Origin of the sequence: Chryseobacterium antibioticum (genome assembly GCF_012927325.1) — a bacterium.
Lineage (GTDB): Bacteria > Bacteroidota > Bacteroidia > Flavobacteriales > Weeksellaceae > Chryseobacterium > Chryseobacterium antibioticum.
In genome coordinates, this window is sequence record NZ_JABBGI010000017.1 from 26,281 (window position 1) to 46,697 (window position 20,417).

The following is a 20,417-nucleotide window of genomic DNA, read 5'->3' on the forward strand; positions in this document are numbered from 1 at the left end:
AATAATACTATGTTAACTCTTTTACAAACAGACCCTTATGAAGGGGTTGATGCAATGTCGGGTGCGGCAGCGGCAGGGCTCGGAATGGGCTCTATGATTTTCGGATTGCTGATTTATTTATTTTATGGATACTGTATGTATAAAATATTTCAAAAAGCGGGAAGAGAAGATGCTTGGGCGGCCTTCATTCCGGTCTACAATATCATTGTGCTGCTGGATATTGTTAAAAAACCAATTTGGTGGATCATCTTATTCCTGATCCCTTTCGTAAACCTATATGCTTCATGGGTGGTCAATGACAGATTAGCAAAAGCTTTTGGTAAAGAAACTCCGGTTTATACCATTCTTTTGTTTTTCTTTGGATTTATTTTCGTTCCTGTCCTGGCTTTCAGTAATGATAAGTATGACAGCAACAGAATTCCAAATGATTAATAATTTTAAATACAAGATATTGAAAGACTCCAGAAATGGAGTCTTTTTTTATGCCATACTCTGTAATTGAAAAATTTAACAGGGTAGTGTCAGAAAAATAATTTTATGGAAAAATTACAAAACATCCTCATTTAGAGATGTAATTTATTAAAAGTGTAACATAAAAAGACTTTATTAATGAAGGTTTTTCTGTGGTATTATTATTTATATTAAAATAAAAAATTAACATTTATTAAGATTTTATTATTTTTGGTCAATTTTAATAACCATGATGAAAATATTAATTTTCGGAGCTCTCTCAACAGCTTCTCTATATTTCGCACAAAACTATCCGGTTTCTGCTATCCCTGAAAACTTAAAGAAAAATGCTGATGTTGTGGTCAGAAAAGATTTTACAACGATTCAGATTAATAAAATTGATGAAATTAGGTATCAGTATAGTACAGTAACCACTGTTTTAAATAAAGATGGTGACTCTAAAGCCCAAATTTATATCCCCTATCAAAAAGGAGACAATATTTCTGATGTGAAAGTCACTGTTTATGATGCATCCGGAAAGAAAGTAAAGAGCTTTTCAAAATCTGATTTCGGAGACTTTGCCAACAATACCCAAGGTGTATTTTATTCAGACAGCAGGATTTTAGCATTGTCCTATACTTCAGCTTATTATCCTTATACAATTGATTTTTCTTACCAGAAAACAGATGAAAATACTATTTTTATTCCTGATTTTGTGCCTTTTTCTTCTCCAAATACATCCCTGGAAGCAGCTCAGTTTAAAATAATCAATACATCGGGGATCGATCTCAGAACTAGAACCTATCCGTCGAAATACAACTATACTTCTGTTTCCACGGCTGACAATGGGACTGAAAAGACCTATTCCTACAAAAATGTTCCGGCTATTGAGGATGTCCAGATGTTGCCGCAGCCCGAAAAAATATTACCTAAAGTAAGTTTTGCTTTGGCCAAATTTAATCTGGAAGGTAAACAGGGAACATTGAACAATTGGACAGATTTTGGAACCTGGTATTATACCAATCTCGTAGAGCCTGTTTCTGCATCTACTCCTGCTATTAAGGCTGAGGTGGCTGCTCTCAGATTAGAGGGTTCAACAGAGGATAAAGTGAAAAAACTTTATCAGTATATGCAGTCAAAAACCAGATATATATTTGTAGGATTGGGAATAGGAGGGTGGCTTCCCATGTTTCCTGATGAAGTACAAAAGAAAGGATACGGAGACTGTAAAGGACTTACCAATTATATGAAAACCTTGTTGAACGAGGCGGGTATCCCATCGCACTACTGTGTGATCAATTCCAGCTCATCTCAGGTTTCTTTTGATCCGGAATTTCCATCAATGGGGGGAAATCACGCGATTCTTATGGTGCCTACTGAAAAAGGAAATATCTGGCTGGAAAATACGTCACAGCAAATAGCCTTTAATCATTTGGGTTACAGTACTGCAGACCGAAATGTTCTTGCCATAACCAAAAAAGGAATTGAGCTGATTGATACACCAACATATACTGCTGAACAAAACAGAGAAAAGCAGATCTTAAAAATTAATCTTGCAGAGGACAACAGCATCAACGGAGAAATTCAGTTTGCCTACACCGGAAGCCAGTATGATAATAATTTATCGTATACCTATTTATCGCCAAAAGAAAGAATTGAGGCCATGAGGAAGCGATTTGATGTTCTGAATTTTGAAAAAATTGAAATGAAAGACTTTGTCAATGATAAAGATAACGCGATGGTAAAATTCAATATGGATTTTAAAGCAAACAATTACTCTAAAGCTACAGGGGAGAATTTAATCTTTAGAGCAGTCCCTATTTTTACCAATAATTACTACAAATCGGATGAGAACAGAGAACTTCCTTTTGAGATAGGACAGTCTTTTGAAGATGAATATGAAATTGATTTCGTTATTCCCAAGAACTATAAAATTGAAGAAGTTCCCCAAAATGTTACCGTTAGCTCCGAATTTGGAACCTACAAACTTACTGTTTTAAAAAACGGAGAATCTGTGAAAGTTACCCGATTCATCAAAATAAACAAAGGCATATTTCCAAAAGAAAAATACAACGACTATGTCAGCTTCCGAAAAAAGACCTTAAATGGTGATAATTCGAAAATCTTATTGACTAAAATTTAAAAATAACCATGAAAAAAATATTGTTAACAGTTTTCTGCTCCGGAGTTTTGATTATTGTGAATGGTCAGAAACATGAATTTTTGAATCCTCCGAAATTCGATAACGCAGATCTGGCTAAGACAAAATCAGCGCTGGATGAAAATGCACCTGCGGAAATTTTATACAAATCAGTACACTTTGGTGTTGATACCTCTTCAGGAGATCTCCGAAAAGAGGTTTTTTACCGGATAAAGATCTATGATAAAGATAAAGCCGAAGACTGGTTGAATCTTGAAATTCCACTCCATAAAAACTCAGCAGGGGATGAAGAGGTTTTACATAAAATGAAAGCCTTTGTATATAATCTTGAAAATGGAGCAGCAGCAACCACAAAGGTGGATAAGAGCTCCAAGTATAAAAGCAAAGAAAGTAAATATACAACCATTAAGAAATTTGCTTTCCCCAATGTAAAGAATGGCTCCGTGATAGAATACCAGTATGAGGTTTTATCCCCTTTTTTATATGCTGTGCCACAGATTATCATAGAGTCCGATGCCCCTACCTATATAGCTTACAATGTAAATTATACAGGATCCTTGTCTCCAAAACACCGGATGATAGAGGAAAAAACAATGTACGGAATGCCCTTTAAAACCTACAGATTCGGATATGAGAATCTGAAAGGATTTAAAACTGAAAAATTTGTCAAAAATGATAGGAATTACCGTACAAAAATAAGTGCGGAACTTCATTCTTCCAATTTTGGACAGCTGAAAATGCATTCCTCTTCATGGGAGGAAATCAAAGAAAAACTGTATAAAGATGAAGATTTTGGCGACGAACTGAAAAAAAACAAAGCTGGCTAAAGAACATATGCCGGCAGCTATTTCAAGCCTGAGCTCAGAAGCTGAAAAAGCAGATGCTATCTTTAATTATGTGAGAAATACATTCACATGGAATAAAGACCGTGGAATCTATACAGAAAATGGCATCAAAAAACTCATAGAAACGAAGACCGGAAATGCAGCAGAAATCAACCTTTTTCTGATAATGATGCTTAGAGAAGCTGGATTGAAAGCAGATCCGCTTGTCATTTCCACCGTAGATAATGGTTTGATCAATTTAGTTTCTCCCAGTATAGTCGGGATGAATTTTGTTGTTGCAGCAGTTAAAATAAAAGATGGATTCAACCTCTATGATGCCACCTCAAAACAGTCTTCCATCAATAATCTTCCCCCAAGAGACTGGAATCAATATGGCGTTCTCATCGCTAAAGATAAAGCACAGCTGATGGAGATGGGAAATACCACAACAAGTTTCAATTATCTTACCACGGAAGCAAAGATCAACGAAGACGGCAGTATTTCCGGAACATATTCTGATAAAGACACCGGTTCGTATGCCATGTTTGTTAAAGAGAGTTACGATGAAAATGCTGAAAAGTATAAGAAACAGTACAAAGAAAATTACTCAATAGACTTTACAGGAATTAATTCTAAAATTCTTGAAAACGGAGATTTTGAAAGTACCATGAAATTTTCCTCAGACAATCTGATCGATAAAATAGGAAAGAAAATGATCATCAATCCTATGCTGTTTTTAAACAAAAATTCCAATGAATTTGATCAGACCGATGAAAGAAAGTATCCTATTGACTTTATTTCTTCATTTACTAAAGTGAAAAAAGTGATTTTGGAAATACCAGAAGGTTATGTGATAGAGACCATGCCTAAAAGTAAAAAGATCGTTACAGAAGATAAAGAAATTGAATACAGTTATGTAGCCGAACAGAAAGGCAACAAGCTGGAAGTGATTTCTACCACAAAAATTGCCAGCCCGGATTATCCCAAAGAATATTATCCGGCATTCAAACAGATTTGGGGAACCGCTTCAAAAAGTGAAAACCAGGTCATAAGTCTGGTTAAAAAATCATAAAAATCCCTTAGATTTTCAGATTGCGAAATAATTTTATAAAACCATTCATTTTTGAACGGTTTTTGCATTAATAACAAAAAATGGAATTATGAAAAATACAATTGCCGTTCTGGCAGTGTCTTCTTTTCTTGCCTTTTCAGCATGTAAAAAAGGGGAAAATACCACCGGACCTTCCGATAAAACAGAAGCAGCGCAGCCTGAAAAACTTGTGCTGGATTCTGTCAAAATAAATGACTCTTTAAAAATAGCTGACTCTCTGACTGTACGTTTCACCTCCAAACTGCTTGTTTTTCCTACTTTGAAAGACAAAAAACTATTGGACAGCATTTATTTTAATCATAAGGGAATTAAGGATTTTTCTAAAAAAGGCATGGAAGTGTATCTCGACAATGATAAAAGTAGTTATTTCAATTCCGTAAAAAGCGACAGCAAAGACTGGATTTCAGACATTTCTTATGCACAGAGCTGGTATACAAGTTCCCACATGAATCTAATCTCCAATGATAATGGCTACATGCATATCGAGTATGTGCAGAGTGCCTATGAAGGAGGTGCCCATGACAATTACGGATTTTCAGAAAGGGTTTTTGACCTTAAAAACAATAAGAAACTGGAGCTTAAGGACATTACTTCCATGCCAAAGGCCAAGCTTGAAGCTATGTTAATGAAGAATATCAATAAAGTTAGCAGCGGGACAACAGACAGTGAAGGGGAAGTGAAAAATTCAGAAATGCTCCTGGTGGAAGTTATTCCGGCCAGTAACAATTTCTATTTCGACCAGAAGAATTTGTACTTTCATTACAGTCCTTACGAGATCGCGGCTTTTGCGGCCGGAGACATTGTTATTCCTGTTTCCTGGGAAGAATTGAAAGGAACATTGAATACAGAATTTAAAGAAAGAATGAAAATAAAGTAAATTAATGCTTCCACATCAGGAAGCATTTTCTATTTTTGCGGTAATGGAAAAAGCAGCTTTTATCATTAATCCTTTTTCGGCCAAAAAAAATTATCAGCCGTTTCTTGACGAACTCAAAAAAAAGGTTGACAATCCTTTGTATTATATCTCTGAATCTATTCCGGGGACAGATGATTTCATCATGGCAAATTTTGACAAGGTAGATATCTTTGTAGCGATTGGTGGGGATGGAACCATTTCCACGGTGGCGAGAAACCTTATTAATACAGATAAGATTCTGGCTATATTTCCTGCCGGATCAGGGAACGGTTTTTCCAATGAGACTAAATTTAATAAGAATTTAGACGAACTTTTAGAAAAAATTAAAGCCAAAGTCTTTAGGAAGATTGATACATTTACTGTGAATGACAGATTGTCGATCAATGTTTCAGGAACCGGGTTTGACGGAAAAGTGGTCAAAGAATTCGAAAAAACCAGCCGTGGATTCAAAAATTATATCAAAGTATCTCTAAAAACATTCTTTAATTATAAACCGATTAAAGTTCAGTTTTCAGATGAAGCATATAAGCAGTACAATGGGAGATACCTGATGCTGAATATTGCCAACACTCGCCAATTTGGTAATAACGCCTACATTGCTCCCAATGCAAGTAAAAGTGACGGATTGGTAGATATGGTTCTGGTCAAAAAATTTCCACTGACCTATTCAGCGCTTTTTGCTTTCAGGATGTTTACCAAAAGATTAAAGGATGACGAATATGTAACCTATCTTCCCGTTTCAGAGATTTCATTCAAAGTAACCACCAAAAACTGGCATCTCGATGGGGAGTTTAATAAAATAGAATCGCCGGTTCATGTGAAAGTTTTACCTGCCAGTTTGAATATTTTAGTGTAAGGTTAAGGTGGCAATCTATCAGGTTTCAATTGTCATTGCGAGAAGCGCAGATTCGAAGCAATCTCAAAACTGAAATCATTCCTCCAAAAAATTAAACCTCCAGTTTCTTCTCGATCTCAGCCGGATGATCCAGACAATATTGTAACTGGTTCTTATCCAGTTGCTTTTCCCAATTTGCGACAACTACTGTCGCTACAGAATTTCCAATCACATTGGTCAAAGCCCTGCATTCACTCATAAACTTATCAATTCCCAGAATCAGAGTCATTCCTGCAATTGGGATCTCAGGGACTACAGCTAGCGTTGCTGCCAGTGTTACAAATCCTGCTCCTGTTACGCCTGCAGCACCTTTTGAACTTAACATCGCAACCAAAAGCAACATGAGTTGTTTATCCAGAGGAAGATGAATATTCAGCGCCTGAGCTATAAATAAAGAGGCGAGTGTCATATAAATATTGGTTCCGTCGAGGTTAAAAGAATACCCGGTAGGAACTACAAGCCCTACGATTGCTCTTGAGCAACCTGCTTTTTCAAGCTTTTCCATAATTCCCGGAAGCGCCGATTCTGAAGAACTTGTTCCTAAAACCAATAAAAGTTCCTCTTTCAGATAAAACATCAGTTTGAAAATACTGAATCCGTTGTACCAGGCTACGGCACCCAAAACCAGTACGACAAACAGGATAGAAGTGATATAGAATGTTCCTACTAAAAATATCAGGTTCAGCACCGAATGAAGACCATATTTTCCGATTGTAAATGCCATGGCACCAAAAGCTCCGATTGGGGCCAGTTTCATCAGCATATGAACAATTTTGAAAATAGGGGTAGACAGATCCTGTAGAAAATCGGTTACTTTCTGACTTTTTTCTTTCGTTAAAACCAAAGCAACACCCATCAGAATAGCCACTAGAAGAACCTGAAGTATATTTTCACCCACGAGCGGGCTGAAAAGGGTTTCTGGAATGATATTCATTATAAAGCCTGTCAGGGTAGAGTCGTGAGCCTTTTGCTGATATTGCGAAACATCGCCGGATAGGGTAGCCGGGTCAATATTTAAGCCGTGTCCAGGTTGCAAAAGATTTCCTACGATCAATCCGATGATCAGGGCTAAAGTGGAAAACGTAAAGAAATAGATCATTGCTTTTACCGCGATACGTCCGACTTTTTTGAGGTCAGTCATATGAGCGATTCCCAAGGTAAGGGTAATGAAAATCACCGGAGCGATGATCATTTTCACCAGTTTGATGAATCCATCACCGAGTGGCTTCATTTTTTCGCCCAGCTCGGGATAAAACCTTCCCAAAAGGATACCGGCTGTTATGGCAATAATAACTTGAAAATAAAGCTGCTGATAGAATTTTTTAGCCTTCAAAGGATTCTTTTTTAGATTTTGAAAGCGGAAAATTAAGAATTTTTATCTTAAAACATGACGAAAGTCAGTTAAATTAATGATGAAAGTACAGGATAGAAGTAAGGACGTTGGGAAATGGAGGTTCTGGAAGTTTTTGTATTTCTATTTTAGCCTTGTGATTGGATAGGTCTTGCGAAATGTTGGGAAATAAGATGGAAGATAGAGGCTCTGAAGAGTTTCAAATATGTAATCATATTCAATTGTATGATATTAAGAAGTTTAATATCTTTCAGTGCTTCTATCTTCATTCCTCCATCTTCCTATCCAAAATTATATTATTCTACAGCAACAGAATCGTCTCCACGACCATCTGCCACCGCATGAATAGTGCCGTTGTCATCCATAAGAATAAGTTCTGTTTTCCCGATGTACTTTATTTTTTCGATCGCGTAGTTTTTGCTTTTAAGTGCTGTGATTGTGCTTTCAGGGAAATTATTTTCTACCGTGATTTTTTCCGGAAGCCACTGGTGGTGAAATTTCGGTGCATTAACGGAGATATTGGCATTCAGTTTAAAATCTACCACATTCACAATAGATTGGTAAACCGAGGTTGGAATGGTAGTCCCTCCCGGAGTTCCTACCACCATATAAGGTTTTCCATTTTTCAGCAAAATAGTAGGCGTCATCGACGAAAGCATTCTTTTGTTCGGTTGTATCGAGTTGGCTTCTCCGCCTACAGCTCCAAACATATTGGGAACTCCCGGCTTGATGGAGAAATCGTCCATTTCGTTATTTAAAAAGAATCCAGCTCCCGAAACCACGACTTTGCTTCCGTAATATCCGTTTAGGGTAGTGGTAACAGAAGCTGTATTACCGTCTTTATCTATCACAGAAATATGAGTGGTCTGCGTAGATTCACTCGGTTGGGTAATGATTTTTCCAACTTCTGAGCTTGGGGTTGCTTTGCTGAAGCTGAAGCTTTTCCATCTGTTTTTTAAATAGGCATCAGAGGTAAGGTAAGCTGTTTTATCTTCAATAAAATCAGGGTCGCCCATGTATTCCGCTCTGTCGGCAAAAGCTCTCCTTTCGGCCTCAGTCATGATCTGCACAGCCTCCGTTGAGTTTTGTTGATATTTTTCAAGATTTTCATAGCCGGCCATTGTCAGCATTTGGGCAAGTAATACACCGCCGCTTGACGGAAGGGGCATGGTAACCACACGGCTTCCTTTATAATCAAATTCCAGAGGTTTTCTTTCCGCAGTCTTATAGTTTTTAAGGTCATCCAGAGTAATGATTCCGTTCCCTTTTTTCATTTCAGAAACCATGAGATCAGCTGTTTTTCCTGCATAGAAACCTTTTTCACCCTGTTTCTGAATTAATCTCAGCGTTGCAGCCAGTTCTTTCTGTACCAAAATATCACCGGATTTCCAGGGCGTATCTTTTACAAAGGCGATGGAAGAGGTATTATTTTTGAGGAATTTTTCTTTATGTGTATTTAGCATATCGGCCTCCATTTCTGTGATGGCAAATCCTTTTTCCGCCAGATCAATCGCTGGCTGAATGATTTTGTCCATCGGGAGTTTACAGTGTTTTAAAGTCGCAAAAAAACCTGAGATACTTCCCGGTATGCCTACAGCCAGTCTTCCATATTGGGAAAGATCTGTATTCGCCTTTCCGTTTTTATCAACGTACATATTCTTGGACGCTTTTTTAGGAGCTGTTTCTCTATAATCCAGTGTAAATTTTTCACCATTATTTTTCACCCCTACCAAAAAGCCTCCTCCTCCGATATTTCCAGCTTGAGGATAAACCACGGCAAGGGCATATTGTGTCGCTACAACAGCATCATAGGCATTCCCGCCCATCTTCATGATCTGTGTTCCGGCCTCACTTGCCAGTGGATGGGCAGAGACTACCACCCCTTTATTCTTTACTTTTACTTCTTTTATAATATTGAAACCTGTAAACTGTGCAGGCGAAAAATTAAATGCCATAAGTATGGCAGCCAGAAATACTCTCTTCATAAGATTATGTTTAAGACAAAAGTAGATAATTTCTAAAGAAACTGACCGCCTTTGACAGGAGTTTATGACTATACTAATTATTAAAAAGTAAATTATTCATTAAATTATGTGTTTAGTATGTAAAAAATGAATTGTTTTGAATTTTTAATGATAAATATTGCTAATTTTTTAATTCTTTTTCAGTCGAATTGGTATTTAGTTGATTTTAATGTAATTTTAATCCAATGAATTTCTACTTTTGAAAAAAAATACCTATGAATAAAAATTACCAGAAAATTGCTTTGCTTGGAGTATTGTTTTTTATTTCAGCAAATGCCAATGCGCAAACTAAGGATTCAATAAAGACCAACCAGGTAGATGAGGTAAAGATTACCATTGGTTCAAGAAATAAAGCCAGGGTTGCTACCGATACTCCCGTGCCGGTAGATGTTATTAATATTGGTTCCCAGGCAGTTTTAAGTCCCCAGATGGATCTTAATCAAATTTTGAATTATGCAGCGCCTTCTTTTACCTCTAATTCAACAACCGTTGCAGATGGAACAGATCATGTGGATCCTGCCCAGTTAAGAGGACTCGGACCTGATCAGGTATTGGTCCTTCTCAACGGAAAAAGGAGACATACCTCTTCTTTGGTTAATATTAACGGTTCGCCAGGCAGAGGCTCGGTAGGGACCGATCTCAATGCTATTCCCGCATTTGCCATTGAAAGGCTGGAAGTATTAAGGGATGGAGCTTCTGCGCAATATGGTTCTGATGCTATTGCAGGAGTTATCAATGTCATTATGAAGAAAAACACCAATGCTTTTACGGCTGCTATTACAGCAGGAGCTTTTAATTCAAAAGGAGCCAATGATCATCATGGAGGATGGGACGGTGGAAAATATCAGGTAGATCTTAATTATGGTACTAAAATCGGGACAAACGGATTCGTTAATTTCACTGCAAGTTTATTAAGCAGAGATGATACCAGAAGAGCAGGTGTGGCAAGCGGGGATATTTTTAATGCCTATAATGCGATTGAACAGAGGGCTCTTGAGAACGGAGTGAATCTTTCTTCCCTTTTTGGAAACATTGCCAATACTCCGAATAAGCAACAAATCATAGATTACATTCATCAGTATGCTCCGTCCGTGGGTTATTTTACAGCTCAGCAGCAGGCAGATATTATGGCGGCTAGCACTATTCCACAGCTGCAAAATTTATTGAAAAGGGATGTGACTGAAAATGAATTGGCCTATAGAAAATTAATAAGGGAAGATTTTAATATGCGGGTTGGGCAGTCAAAATTGACGTCTGGTCAGTTTTTTATGAATTCTGAATTTGATCTTTCATCATCTGTGAAGGGATATGCTTTTGGAGGAATTTCTTACAGAGACGGTAATGCAGCTGGTTTTTTCAGGAGACCGAATCAAAACAGAACTTCTACGGCCTTATATCCGAACGGTTTCTTACCGGAAATAGCCTCTGATGTTATTGATCTTTCTTTTGCCGGTGGATTTAAAGGAAAATTAGGAAATGTAAACTATGACATCAGTAATACTTTTGGGCAGAATACTTTTGATTATACCATTAAAAACACAGCTAACGCATCCATGCCGTATCCCGGTAAAACGGAATTTGATGCAGGGGGATTGAGCTTTATGCAAAATACAATTAATGCAGATTTCGATACAAAGATTGACTGGCTGAAAGGCTTTAATGTAGCTTTTGGAGGTGAAGCAAGATTTGAGCGGTATAAAATAAAAAATGGAGAAGAAGCGTCATGGGCGCTTTATGATATCAATGGAAAGATTCAGACGCTGTCAACTGATGTTTCTTTGAAACCAACTGATTTTTTAGGAGCTACAAGACCTGGCGGATCACAGGTGTTTCCTGGTTTTAGACCTGAAAATGCTTTAAATAAAGGAAGAAATTCTGTAGCTGCTTATGTGGATACTGAACTGGATGTTACAGACAAGTGGCTTTTGAGTGCTGCTTTGCGGTATGAAAACTATTCAGATTTTGGATCTACATTCAATTATAAGATTGCAACACGTTATAAGCTGACGGATCAGATCAATTTGAGAGCTGCTCACTCTACAGGATTCAGAGCTCCATCCTTACAGCAGATTTATTTCAATGCTACTGCCACCCAGTTTGTAGGAGGTACAGCATTTGAGGTAGGGACATTTTCAAATGATTCAGAAGCAGCTAGGCTCCTAGGTATTCCGCAGTTGAAACAGGAAGAGTCAACAAGTTATTCTGCTGGTTTTACTGCAAAAATTCCAAAAGCTAATCTTACTTTTACGGTTGACGGTTATTATATTAAGATCAAAAACAGGGTGGTTCTTACCGATCAGTTCTCAAGACCGGCCGGAACCTATGCTGACGGAAGCCCGGAAAAAAATCTACAGAATCTTTTTGATCAGGCCAATGCCAATGCAGCAACATTTTTTGCCAATGCTATTGATACCCAGACCAAAGGACTTGAGGGGGTGATTTCCCACAAGGGTAAGTTTTCTGAGAAGTTTTCCTTAAATTCAGATTTGGCGGTGACGGTATCTAAAACCAACAGGGTAGGAGAGATTCATGGTTCTGATGCTTTAATTAAAGCGGGGCAGGTCAACCGTTATTACTCAGAATTGAGCAGAATCTATCTTGAAGAAGCTGTTCCGAGATTTAAAGCGTCTCTTAATAATGCTTTGGAAATTAATAAATTTAATGTGCTTGTGAGGAATGTGTATTTTGGGAAAGTTACAGATCCGAATACAATGGATGCGAATGGAGATGGTATTGTGAGTGGTGAGATCATTAACGGGCAGGCGGTTGCTACTGAACATCCTGTTTGGGGCGGGAAGGTGATTACCGATCTATCGGTAGGCTACAAATTCAGTAATAGTTTTAGACTGACTATCGGAGCCAATAACTTGTTTGATATTTATCCGGATAAAAATTACGGACCTACTATAGTGAAAACACCTGCTTTGGATAGTTCCGGCAATCTGGTTTACGTTGCTAATGCTGCTCCTATAGACCTTACCAATCAAAATCAATTCATTTATTCCAGAAATACATCGCAGTTTGGAATGAATGGGAGATTTCTTTTTGCCAGGGTGAATCTGAGCTTTTAGTGATTTCTTTTAAGGTATTATGAAAAAGGTATGTTTTTGCATACCTTTTTTATTTTGGTTGACTTGATTTTTTTACTTTTGTACAACTCTAAAAAAAATATCTAAAAATGGAATCCTATACGGAAAGAATATTGATTACAGGTGCTCTGGGACAGATCGGCACCGAATTGACGAACAGACTGGTTGAAATTCACGGAGCGGATAATGTAGTAGCATCAGGATTGGACAGATGGCAGAAAGGAATTACTGCCGCAGGACATTATGAAAGAATGGATGTTACCAACACTCAGCTGGTAAGACAGGTCGTCAAAGATTATGAGATCACAACAGTGTATCACCTGGCATCCCTTTTATCGGGGACTTCAGAAAAGCAGCCTATTTTCGCATGGAAGCTTAATCTTGAGCCTCTCCTTCATTTTTGCGAAATGGCGAAGGAAGGACTTCTAAAAAAGATCTTCTGGCCAAGTTCAATTGCTGTATTTGGGAAAGGAATTCCAAAACAGAATGTAGCACAGGATGTCGTTTTAAATCCTACCACGGTATATGGAATTTCTAAAATGGCTGGAGAAAAGTGGTGTGAATATTATTTCGATAAATACGGAGTAGATGTAAGAAGTATCAGATATCCCGGACTTATTTCATGGAAGACTCCAGCAGGAGGAGGTACTACAGATTATGCCGTTGAGATTTTTTATGAAGCGATAGGGGAGGGGAAATATACAAGTTTCATTTCTGAAGATACGGGAATGCCTATGCTTTATATGGATGATGCAATCAATGCAACATTGAAATTAATGGAAGCTCCAAAAGAAAGTCTTACGGTTCGTTCGTCTTATAATTTAGGAGGAATGTCATTTACTCCGAAAGAATTGGCTGAAGAAATCAAGAAAGAAATTCCGGAATTCTCGATCGATTATCAACCGGATTTCAGACAGGCAATTGCAGATTCATGGCCAGCTTCAATTGATGATTCGGTAGCGAAAAAAGACTGGGGACTGACGTATGATTTCGGAATTTCTGAAATGTCGAAGGACATGATCAAGAATCTTAAAGTGAAATTGAATAAAAATTAATTACTTAAAGTTAAAGTTTAAATATGTTTTATTTTAACATCTGATTTTTAATTAATTATAACTTTTATCTAAAATTTAATTTAAATGATTTTATTGACTTTTAACATCCTGAATATTGTGGCTGAAGCCAAAAACAGCATCCAGATTTCTGATGAAGAAAGACTGAAAGTCACCGAAGACAATACGAAAGCAATTCTTCGGATTTTAGATATCCATGATATAAAAGCAAGTTTTTTTGTAGAGATTTCTGTTGCAGAAAAACTGCAGAATTTAATAAAAGCAATTTCATCCAAAGGGCATGAAATTGCTTTTTATAATGCAGGTTCAAATCTTCAGGAAATTGAAGAAGTAAAAAAGAACATTCAGGATCTTTTGGAAAAACAGGTCAGAGGAATCAGACAGAAAGATTTTAAACTGCCTCAGGAAAATTTAAAATCGTTGGAGTTCAATTACGTTTCCAACATCGATAATGCGGATATCCTTTTTCCGTTCAAAAGACTGAAAAGAGATACGGAGATCAATGAAGAAGATGGATTGAGTATTGTGCCTGAAAGTATCTCCCCATACAGCCAGCTGCCATATAACGATTTTGTGTTTCAGATCCTGCCCATGAAATATTATCAGAGTATGGTTTTCGAGACTCTCAAGAATGATGACTTTGTTTTGATTTATCTTAATTCCTGGCAGTTCACGGATTTCAAAAAATACAAGTTTGATGTTCCCTATTACAGAAGCTTATTTTCGGGCAAAAAAATGGAGGACAAATTAGAAGCCCTCCTTACCTGGATTAATGAGAATGATATGGCTACTTCGCGTATGAAGGATTATATATTTTAAAGAAGGTTGCAGGTTTTAGATGATGGGTAGCAGGTTATTGCGACGCCGTTTGAAAATGAGGTCTTTTGATTTGGACTTAACACGGATTATGATGTCAATAGTGAATTTTGCTTCACAGTGAATGATGAATTTTTAAAGAACCAAGAGCCAAGAATCAAGAATCAAGAATCAAGAATCAAGAATCAAGAATCAAGAATCAAGAATCAAGATGTCAGATGCCTAATTATTTGTTTTAATTACCGGCTATTAGTAACGTAACCGGCAACATTATTTTTGGCTAGCAACTACTAATTAACCATTCTTTTAACTCATTTACTCTCAAACCATCTTACCCCCAAACTCGCACCTAACTCAACTCAAACAGTGTGATTTCTGGCAGTACTCCCACTCTTCCCGGATAGCCCAGAACTCCAAAACCTCTGTTGACATACAGCATTTTCCCCTCACTTTCATAAAGATCAGCCCATTTTGGATAGCGGTACTGTACCGGAGACCATTTTATATTTTTAAGATCTAAACCAAATTGCATCCCGTGAGTGTGTCCTGAAAGCGTCAGGTGGATGTTTCCAGGGTGTTTTTTGACCACATAATCGAAATGGGTAGGGTCATGGCTCAGTAGAATCTTAGGAGCGGATTCCGGAACGCCTTTTAAAGCATCATCAATTTTTCCGAATTGAGGAAATGGTTTCAGCCCCCAGTTTTCAACACCAAGGATGTATAATTGGTCTCCATTTCTTTCGATTACTCTGTTTTCGTTTCTCAGCATATCAAAACCGGCCTGTCTTTCATATTCGATAAGCGTTTCAAGGTTCTTCTTTTTGGCATCAGGAGAGGTCCATGTTACATAATCTCCATAATCGTGGTTTCCCAGGACTGCCAGCTTGCCGTCTTTCGCCTTTATTTTTGAAAATAAGGGAATGAAAGGCTTAAATTCATCTGAGATATTATTCACCATATCTCCCGTGAAAAGAACAAGGTCAGGATCTTGCTCATTAATCAGATCAATGGCGTGCTGAAGCTTGCCCGGATCTGAAAAACTACCGCTGTGGACATCAGAAATCTGGATCACTTTATATCCTTGAAAACTTTTCGAAAGACCTGGAATCTTTACTTTTATTCTTCTTACGGTATGCCTGTATTTTCCGAATGTAATTCCATCAATGAAAAGGGCGGAAAGAACTCCCCCAAGGCCTAATCCTACGATACTCAGGAATTTTCTTCTCTCAGGGAAAAAGTTTTCTTTCGGTTGCGTTAATCCTATCAGATATCCTCCTGTTCTGAAAATGTCATCGATTAATAAAAACAGGACCACGAAAACTTTAGGCATAATGAAGATCAGAAATAGCGAAATGGCAATCTGGACTCTCATTGAACTTCGGTCTGTTCTTTGAAAGTGAGCTATTTCATATGCGAAAAGTCCGTAAACTGCTAAAGACACGATCCAGTATCCTAGCCTTACCCAGAAATTATCAGTTAATGTTCTTATAGCCTGATAGATATAGACTTCCAGGAACAGAAAGATGACGGCAATGATTAAAAAATTTCTCTGCATAATAAAATCTAAAAAAGCACAAAGAATATGTTTCCCTGTGCTTTATATTTTTTTTGTTAATTAAAATAATTTTAAGGAAATCTGTACACGATAGCATTGATGTTCATTCCGGCACCTACCGAAGTCATCACAATGTTACCTTTATCTTTAAACGTTTGACCTTCCATTTTTCCTTTAATTATTAAATCATACATAGTAGGAATAGTTGCTACAGATGTATTTCCAAGATTCTGGATCGTCATAGGAGAGATGGCATGGTCGTAATCTTTCACATCATAAAGTTTGTGAAGTCTTTCGATCATAGCATAATCCATTTTTGCATTGGCCTGGTGGATCAGGATCTTGTCAATGTCTTCAATAGAAAGTTCCGCATCTTCAATGGTTTCCTTGATGGCTGAAGGAACATTTTTAAGTGCGTATTCATAAATTTTTCTTCCCTGCATTCTTACGTAAAGGCGTCTCTGGTCTACATTCTCATTGATAGAAGGAGCATTTTCCAGATAGCATAATTCAGGACCGTTGTCGCAGATCGTGTTGTGGGCAATGATACCTACGTTTTCCTGATCTGTAGCCTGTACAACAACTGCACCGGCGCCGTCTGCAAAGATCATTCTGTTTCTGTCATGCGGATCGGTAACACGGCTTAAGGTTTCTGCACCTACCACAAGAATGGTTTTTGCAGCTTTTGCCTTAATCAGGTTGTCTGCAAGAATCATGGCTTCCACCCATCCCGGACACCCGAAGATCATATCATAAGTAATACATTTTCTGTTCTTAATGCCTAGCTTATTTTTTACTCTTGCCGCCATATTAGGCATGAAATTCACATATCCGTCTACAGTAACTTCTCCAAAGTTGCTTGCGTAAATAATATAGTCAAGTTCCTCGCCGTCTACTTTTGCATCCTCAAGAGCTGCTTTCGCAGCTTCAAACCCGATCTGTGAATTGGAAAGATCGTCTTCTATAAACCTTCTGTTTTCTATTTCTGTGATTTCTACAAACTTCGCAATGGTTTCTTCTGCAGGTTTTTCAATCTTAACTCCGTCTTCAGTGTAGAACTCAGAATCCATGAAATAGTCTCTACCAATAACTCTGTTAGGAATATAGGATCCGGAACCAATAATGATCGTATTCGGCATTCGTTTAAATGATTTTTTAGAGATGCAAAGTTAATAATTAATATTAATAACAAAGAATTAAAAATATTATTAAATTTGCAAAAATTGTACTTTACAGTCGTATGAAAAACAACTCGTCCTTAAAAGGCTTACTTATTGCAGCTGTGGTGTTTATCGTTGCCTTTGGAGTCTACTTCTTTTTTTTAGCCAAGAAAAATTATTTTGTAGTAGACAACCCTACACCCAATACCTATTATTTTAAGATCAATAACGGTTCTGAAGGAATTATTTCAGCCGGGCAGTATGTTCATGTGGATATAAAAAGGGGGAAAAACTCTATCAAGGTTTTCGACCAGAATAAAAAAATGCTCTATGATTCTGCCTTTGAAGTCAATAAGATTCGCGGGCTGATCAATATCGCTCATCAGGATTATTATATTAATGATCAATATTATGGGTACAATCTTAAAAAAGATTCATTACTTTTGGCCCTAGACAAAATCACAATTGACGGAAAAGATTATTTTGGAGGCGCAAAACGCTTCAACAAGCTTTATACTGAGGATTTTTATTACAATGTAGATGAAGATTACGACAAAGTGATCAAAAACATTCAGCAGGTAGAATCAAGATCAAAGATCTTCAGAAAGCAGGATTTCCTAAATTATTACAAAGAATATTACAAGTTTTAAGTTTTGACAAAAGATATTACCAAAGTTACTCCCTACAATTCCGAGGCTACCAAGAAGAGCCAGGTAGAGGATATGTTCGACAATATTGCACCGAAGTATGACCTTCTGAATCATGTTTTATCTATGAAAATTGATGTTTTATGGAGAAATACATTGGTGAAAATGATGAAAAAAGACAATCCGCAGGAAGTGCTGGATGTCGCTACAGGAACGGGAGATTTAGCAATCACGATTGAAAAAGGAACCGATGCAAAAGTAATTGGTTTAGATTTATCACAACAAATGCTGAATGTTGGCGTTATTAAAATAAAAAAACTTAAATTAGACGGCAAAATTTCCATGCAAAAAGGGGATGCAGAAAATTTACCTTTCGAGGACAATAGATTCGATGCTGTTTCCGTTGCATTTGGAGTAAGGAATTTTGAAAACCTTCCCAAAGGTTTGGCAGAATTAAGAAGAGTAGTTAAAGATAACAAGAGTGTTTATATACTGGAGTTTTCAAAGGTTGAGGGGTTCTTAGGTCCATTTTATATGTTTTATTTCAGAAACATATTACCTGCCATTGGCAGACTGGTTTCCAAAGATAATAGGGCGTATACATACCTTCCGGATTCTGTAAATGCTTTTCCTTTCGGGGAAAAGATGAAGCAAATTCTTTTAGATACAGGATTTAAGAAAGTAGAATATAAAAAGCTAAGTTTAGGTATAGCCACAATTTATAAAGCAACAAAGTAACCTATGAATAAATTTTTATTAAGAGCACTGGTTTTAGCCTCAGTTAATATTGCAGTTTTTGCAGATGCACAATTCAGAACCCGAAACAGAATGGATAAGTTGGAAGACTTTGACGAGCAGAAGTTCAGTTGGGGGTTTTATTTGAACGGAAACAGGCTAGACTACCGTATCGTCCTTCATCCAAGATATGGTGCGGAAGGTAATCAGAATCTTGTTAAATCTAAAGAAAGCTACAGCTTCGGGGCCGGATTGATCACCAAATGGAGACTGAATGACTATCTGGATTTAAGATTGGAGCCAGGCTTGCAATTTGCTCAAAGGCAGTTGACTTTTAATACCCAGTCTAATGACCAGTACGCTGCTGGAACATTGACGAATCCGCCTTTCCTTCCAATTCCTTTAACGGAAAAAGACAAAGTAAGAGAGATTAAATCTACATTGGTAGACGTTCCGGTATTACTGGAACTTCACGGCCAGAGATGGTACAACTCCAGACCTTACATTGCAGCAGGGGTGAACTACATCGTTAACCTTCAGTCTAATTCAGATTCTGAAGATGATAACATGCAGCAGGTTTTCAGATCTACTACGCACAACTTTGCATGGTCGGCTGAATTGGGGATCCAGTTTTATTTCAATAAATTCAAACTGACTCCGGCGGTAAGAGGAACATTCTTTATGAACAACGAGAAAGTAGCAGATAATGCCAATACTCCTCCATATTGGGCAACAGCAATGTCTACCCTTCAGACAAGAGCCGTAATGTTTGTTTTGAAATTTGAATAACAAAATATTGCAGAAAAAATACAAAAGGAGGTGCTTATGCATCTCCTTTTTTCATGACTGATCAAAATATAGAGACTTTTATTTTTGTTACTGTTATTATTTTTTTACTTTTGCTATTAGTTAGAATATAGAAAACCTGAAATGCTTCAAGATTTAGAAAACAATTTTTCAGAATTAGAAAAAAAGATTTTGATTTTACAAAAGAATTATAAAAGTCTTACTGAAAGGTTATCAGAATTAAATAGTGAGCATGAAGAACTGAAAACGAAATACGATGAGGAAAGAAGAAGAAATCAGGTATTAGCAGAAGAACAGAAAAATATAAAACTTTATTCAGCAATATCAGGAAATCCTGAACACAACAGATTAATGAAAAACCATATCAACCGATTGGTAAAAGAAATTGATTTCTGTATTGCACAGCTTCAAAACAGTGGATTATAATGGATGTAAGAAGAATAACCATAAACATTGCAGGAAGGGTATATCCGCTGAACGTACCGGCCGCAGAGGAGGAAACTTTGCGTAAAGTAGGAAAGCAGATCGAAAATATGATTAAAGATTTTGAACAGAACTTCGATGTAAGAGATAAGCAAGATGCTTTAGCAATGTGTGCCCTGAAACTAGGAACCAATGCTGAAGTAGTTTCTCTCAACTACGAAAAAAATATAAATTCTACCAACGAAAGATTAGTGAAGATTAATCAGACGTTGAATGAAATTGGGAAATAGATTTTTTTTCCCATCAGACTGCCTACAATAATTCTAACACATTAAAGGTAAACTCAACGCTAAACAATTACCGAGCAAATGTCCTCTGAA

The 20,417-nt window shown here is 37.2% G+C and carries 18 protein-coding genes; 14 read left to right on the forward strand and 4 right to left on the reverse strand.

Annotation, left to right across the window (positions count from 1 at the left end):
• Positions 1-9 precede the first annotated feature (9 nt).
• From HHL23_RS13945 to HHL23_RS13965, 6 genes are all read left to right on the forward strand, one after another.
• Positions 10-432, forward strand: coding sequence for a DUF5684 domain-containing protein (locus HHL23_RS13945; RefSeq protein WP_169235403.1), 423 nt, complete (start codon positions 10-12; stop codon positions 430-432).
• A gap of 268 nt (positions 433-700) precedes the next feature.
• The gene (locus tag HHL23_RS13950) at positions 701-2,593 is read left to right on the forward strand and encodes a DUF3857 domain-containing protein (protein WP_169235404.1); all 1,893 of its coding nucleotides are present in this window, start codon (positions 701-703) and stop codon (positions 2,591-2,593) included.
• Between the two features lie 8 nt (positions 2,594-2,601).
• Positions 2,602-3,438: a hypothetical protein gene (locus tag HHL23_RS22530; protein WP_228464764.1), complete on the forward strand. Its 837-nt coding sequence runs from the start codon at positions 2,602-2,604 to the stop codon at positions 3,436-3,438.
• 7 nt (positions 3,439-3,445) lie between these two features.
• Positions 3,446-4,507, forward strand: a complete 1,062-nt coding sequence (locus HHL23_RS22535) for a transglutaminase-like domain-containing protein (protein WP_228464766.1) — start codon at positions 3,446-3,448, stop codon at positions 4,505-4,507.
• An 88-nt stretch (positions 4,508-4,595) separates the two neighbouring features.
• Positions 4,596-5,423 (forward strand): RsiV family protein, encoded by an 828-nt coding sequence (locus HHL23_RS13960; RefSeq protein ID WP_169235405.1) that lies wholly within the window; start codon positions 4,596-4,598, stop codon positions 5,421-5,423.
• Positions 5,424-5,466: 43 nt separating this feature from the next.
• Positions 5,467-6,318, forward strand: a complete 852-nt coding sequence (locus HHL23_RS13965; RefSeq protein WP_169235478.1) for a diacylglycerol/lipid kinase family protein — start codon at positions 5,467-5,469, stop codon at positions 6,316-6,318.
• A gap of 91 nt (positions 6,319-6,409) precedes the next feature.
• Here HHL23_RS13965 and HHL23_RS13970 read toward each other — a convergent pair whose 3' ends face one another.
• Positions 6,410-7,690, reverse strand: a complete 1,281-nt coding sequence (locus HHL23_RS13970; RefSeq protein ID WP_169235406.1) for a dicarboxylate/amino acid:cation symporter — start codon at positions 7,688-7,690, stop codon at positions 6,410-6,412.
• A gap of 314 nt (positions 7,691-8,004) precedes the next feature.
• Positions 8,005-9,693, reverse strand: coding sequence for a gamma-glutamyltransferase (gene ggt, locus HHL23_RS13975; RefSeq protein WP_169235407.1), 1,689 nt, complete (start codon positions 9,691-9,693; stop codon positions 8,005-8,007).
• Positions 9,694-9,947: 254 nt separating this feature from the next.
• On the opposite strand from ggt, the gene HHL23_RS13980 reads away from it, so the two are divergent.
• The 3 genes from HHL23_RS13980 (at position 9,948) to HHL23_RS13990 (ending at position 14,713) form a co-directional block, all read left to right on the forward strand.
• Complete coding sequence (locus HHL23_RS13980) at positions 9,948-12,803, forward strand: TonB-dependent receptor plug domain-containing protein (protein ID WP_169235408.1); 2,856 nt, start codon at positions 9,948-9,950, stop codon at positions 12,801-12,803.
• Between the two features lie 107 nt (positions 12,804-12,910).
• On the forward strand, positions 12,911-13,876 hold the full coding sequence (locus HHL23_RS13985; RefSeq protein WP_169235409.1) for an NAD-dependent epimerase/dehydratase family protein: 966 nt from the start codon (positions 12,911-12,913) through the stop codon (positions 13,874-13,876).
• A gap of 84 nt (positions 13,877-13,960) precedes the next feature.
• Complete coding sequence (locus HHL23_RS13990; RefSeq protein WP_169235410.1) at positions 13,961-14,713, forward strand: polysaccharide deacetylase family protein; 753 nt, start codon at positions 13,961-13,963, stop codon at positions 14,711-14,713.
• Between the two features lie 346 nt (positions 14,714-15,059).
• Here the strand turns inward: HHL23_RS13990 and HHL23_RS13995 are convergent, their stop codons facing one another.
• Positions 15,060-16,265 (reverse strand): metallophosphoesterase, encoded by a 1,206-nt coding sequence (locus HHL23_RS13995; protein WP_169235411.1) that lies wholly within the window; start codon positions 16,263-16,265, stop codon positions 15,060-15,062.
• Between the two features lie 71 nt (positions 16,266-16,336).
• Entirely contained in the window at positions 16,337-17,404 is a 1,068-nt protein-coding gene (locus HHL23_RS14000; RefSeq protein WP_169235412.1) for a 3-oxoacyl-ACP synthase III family protein, read from the reverse strand.
• A 101-nt stretch (positions 17,405-17,505) separates the two neighbouring features.
• Here HHL23_RS14000 and HHL23_RS14005 point away from each other — a divergent pair, with 101 nt between their 5' ends.
• The 5 genes from HHL23_RS14005 to HHL23_RS14025 all read left to right on the forward strand — a co-directional run bounded on the left by HHL23_RS14005 (position 17,506) and on the right by HHL23_RS14025 (position 20,327).
• A complete protein-coding gene (locus HHL23_RS14005) occupies positions 17,506-18,075 on the forward strand; it encodes a hypothetical protein (protein WP_169235413.1) in 570 nt (189 codons plus the stop codon).
• 3 nt (positions 18,076-18,078) lie between these two features.
• Complete coding sequence (gene ubiE / locus HHL23_RS14010) at positions 18,079-18,810, forward strand: bifunctional demethylmenaquinone methyltransferase/2-methoxy-6-polyprenyl-1,4-benzoquinol methylase UbiE (protein ID WP_169235414.1); 732 nt, start codon at positions 18,079-18,081, stop codon at positions 18,808-18,810.
• A gap of 3 nt (positions 18,811-18,813) precedes the next feature.
• Positions 18,814-19,596: a type IX secretion/gliding motility protein PorT/SprT gene (gene porT / locus HHL23_RS14015; RefSeq protein WP_169235415.1), complete on the forward strand. Its 783-nt coding sequence runs from the start codon at positions 18,814-18,816 to the stop codon at positions 19,594-19,596.
• A 141-nt stretch (positions 19,597-19,737) separates the two neighbouring features.
• Positions 19,738-20,040, forward strand: coding sequence for a hypothetical protein (locus HHL23_RS14020; RefSeq protein WP_169235416.1), 303 nt, complete (start codon positions 19,738-19,740; stop codon positions 20,038-20,040).
• Positions 20,040-20,327 (forward strand): cell division protein ZapA, encoded by a 288-nt coding sequence (locus tag HHL23_RS14025; RefSeq protein WP_169235417.1) that lies wholly within the window; start codon positions 20,040-20,042, stop codon positions 20,325-20,327. Before HHL23_RS14020 ends, HHL23_RS14025 begins: the two co-directional genes overlap by 1 nt.
• Positions 20,328-20,417 lie beyond the last annotated feature (90 nt).

Bases quoted from the DNA above. Each gene is read 5' to 3' on its own strand.
- HHL23_RS13990 (WP_169235410.1), top strand. From the start codon at position 13,961: ATGATTTTATTGACTTTTAACATCCTGAATATTGTGGCTGAAGCCAAA.
- HHL23_RS13995 (WP_169235411.1), bottom strand. From the start codon at position 16,265: ATGCAGAGAAATTTTTTAATCATTGCCGTCATCTTTCTGTTCCTGGAA.
- HHL23_RS13985 (WP_169235409.1), top strand. From the start codon at position 12,911: ATGGAATCCTATACGGAAAGAATATTGATTACAGGTGCTCTGGGACAG.
- HHL23_RS22530 (WP_228464764.1), top strand. From the start codon at position 2,602: ATGAAAAAAATATTGTTAACAGTTTTCTGCTCCGGAGTTTTGATTATT.
- HHL23_RS14005 (WP_169235413.1), top strand. From the start codon at position 17,506: ATGAAAAACAACTCGTCCTTAAAAGGCTTACTTATTGCAGCTGTGGTG.
- HHL23_RS13945 (WP_169235403.1), top strand. From the start codon at position 10: ATGTTAACTCTTTTACAAACAGACCCTTATGAAGGGGTTGATGCAATG.
- porT (WP_169235415.1), top strand. From the start codon at position 18,814: ATGAATAAATTTTTATTAAGAGCACTGGTTTTAGCCTCAGTTAATATT.
- HHL23_RS14020 (WP_169235416.1), top strand. From the start codon at position 19,738: ATGCTTCAAGATTTAGAAAACAATTTTTCAGAATTAGAAAAAAAGATT.
- HHL23_RS22535 (WP_228464766.1), top strand. From the start codon at position 3,446: ATGCCGGCAGCTATTTCAAGCCTGAGCTCAGAAGCTGAAAAAGCAGAT.
- HHL23_RS13950 (WP_169235404.1), top strand. From the start codon at position 701: ATGATGAAAATATTAATTTTCGGAGCTCTCTCAACAGCTTCTCTATAT.
- ggt (WP_169235407.1), bottom strand. From the start codon at position 9,693: ATGAAGAGAGTATTTCTGGCTGCCATACTTATGGCATTTAATTTTTCG.
- HHL23_RS13965 (WP_169235478.1), top strand. From the start codon at position 5,467: ATGGAAAAAGCAGCTTTTATCATTAATCCTTTTTCGGCCAAAAAAAAT.
- HHL23_RS14000 (WP_169235412.1), bottom strand. From the start codon at position 17,404: ATGCCGAATACGATCATTATTGGTTCCGGATCCTATATTCCTAACAGA.
- HHL23_RS13960 (WP_169235405.1), top strand. From the start codon at position 4,596: ATGAAAAATACAATTGCCGTTCTGGCAGTGTCTTCTTTTCTTGCCTTT.
- HHL23_RS13980 (WP_169235408.1), top strand. From the start codon at position 9,948: ATGAATAAAAATTACCAGAAAATTGCTTTGCTTGGAGTATTGTTTTTT.
- HHL23_RS14025 (WP_169235417.1), top strand. From the start codon at position 20,040: ATGGATGTAAGAAGAATAACCATAAACATTGCAGGAAGGGTATATCCG.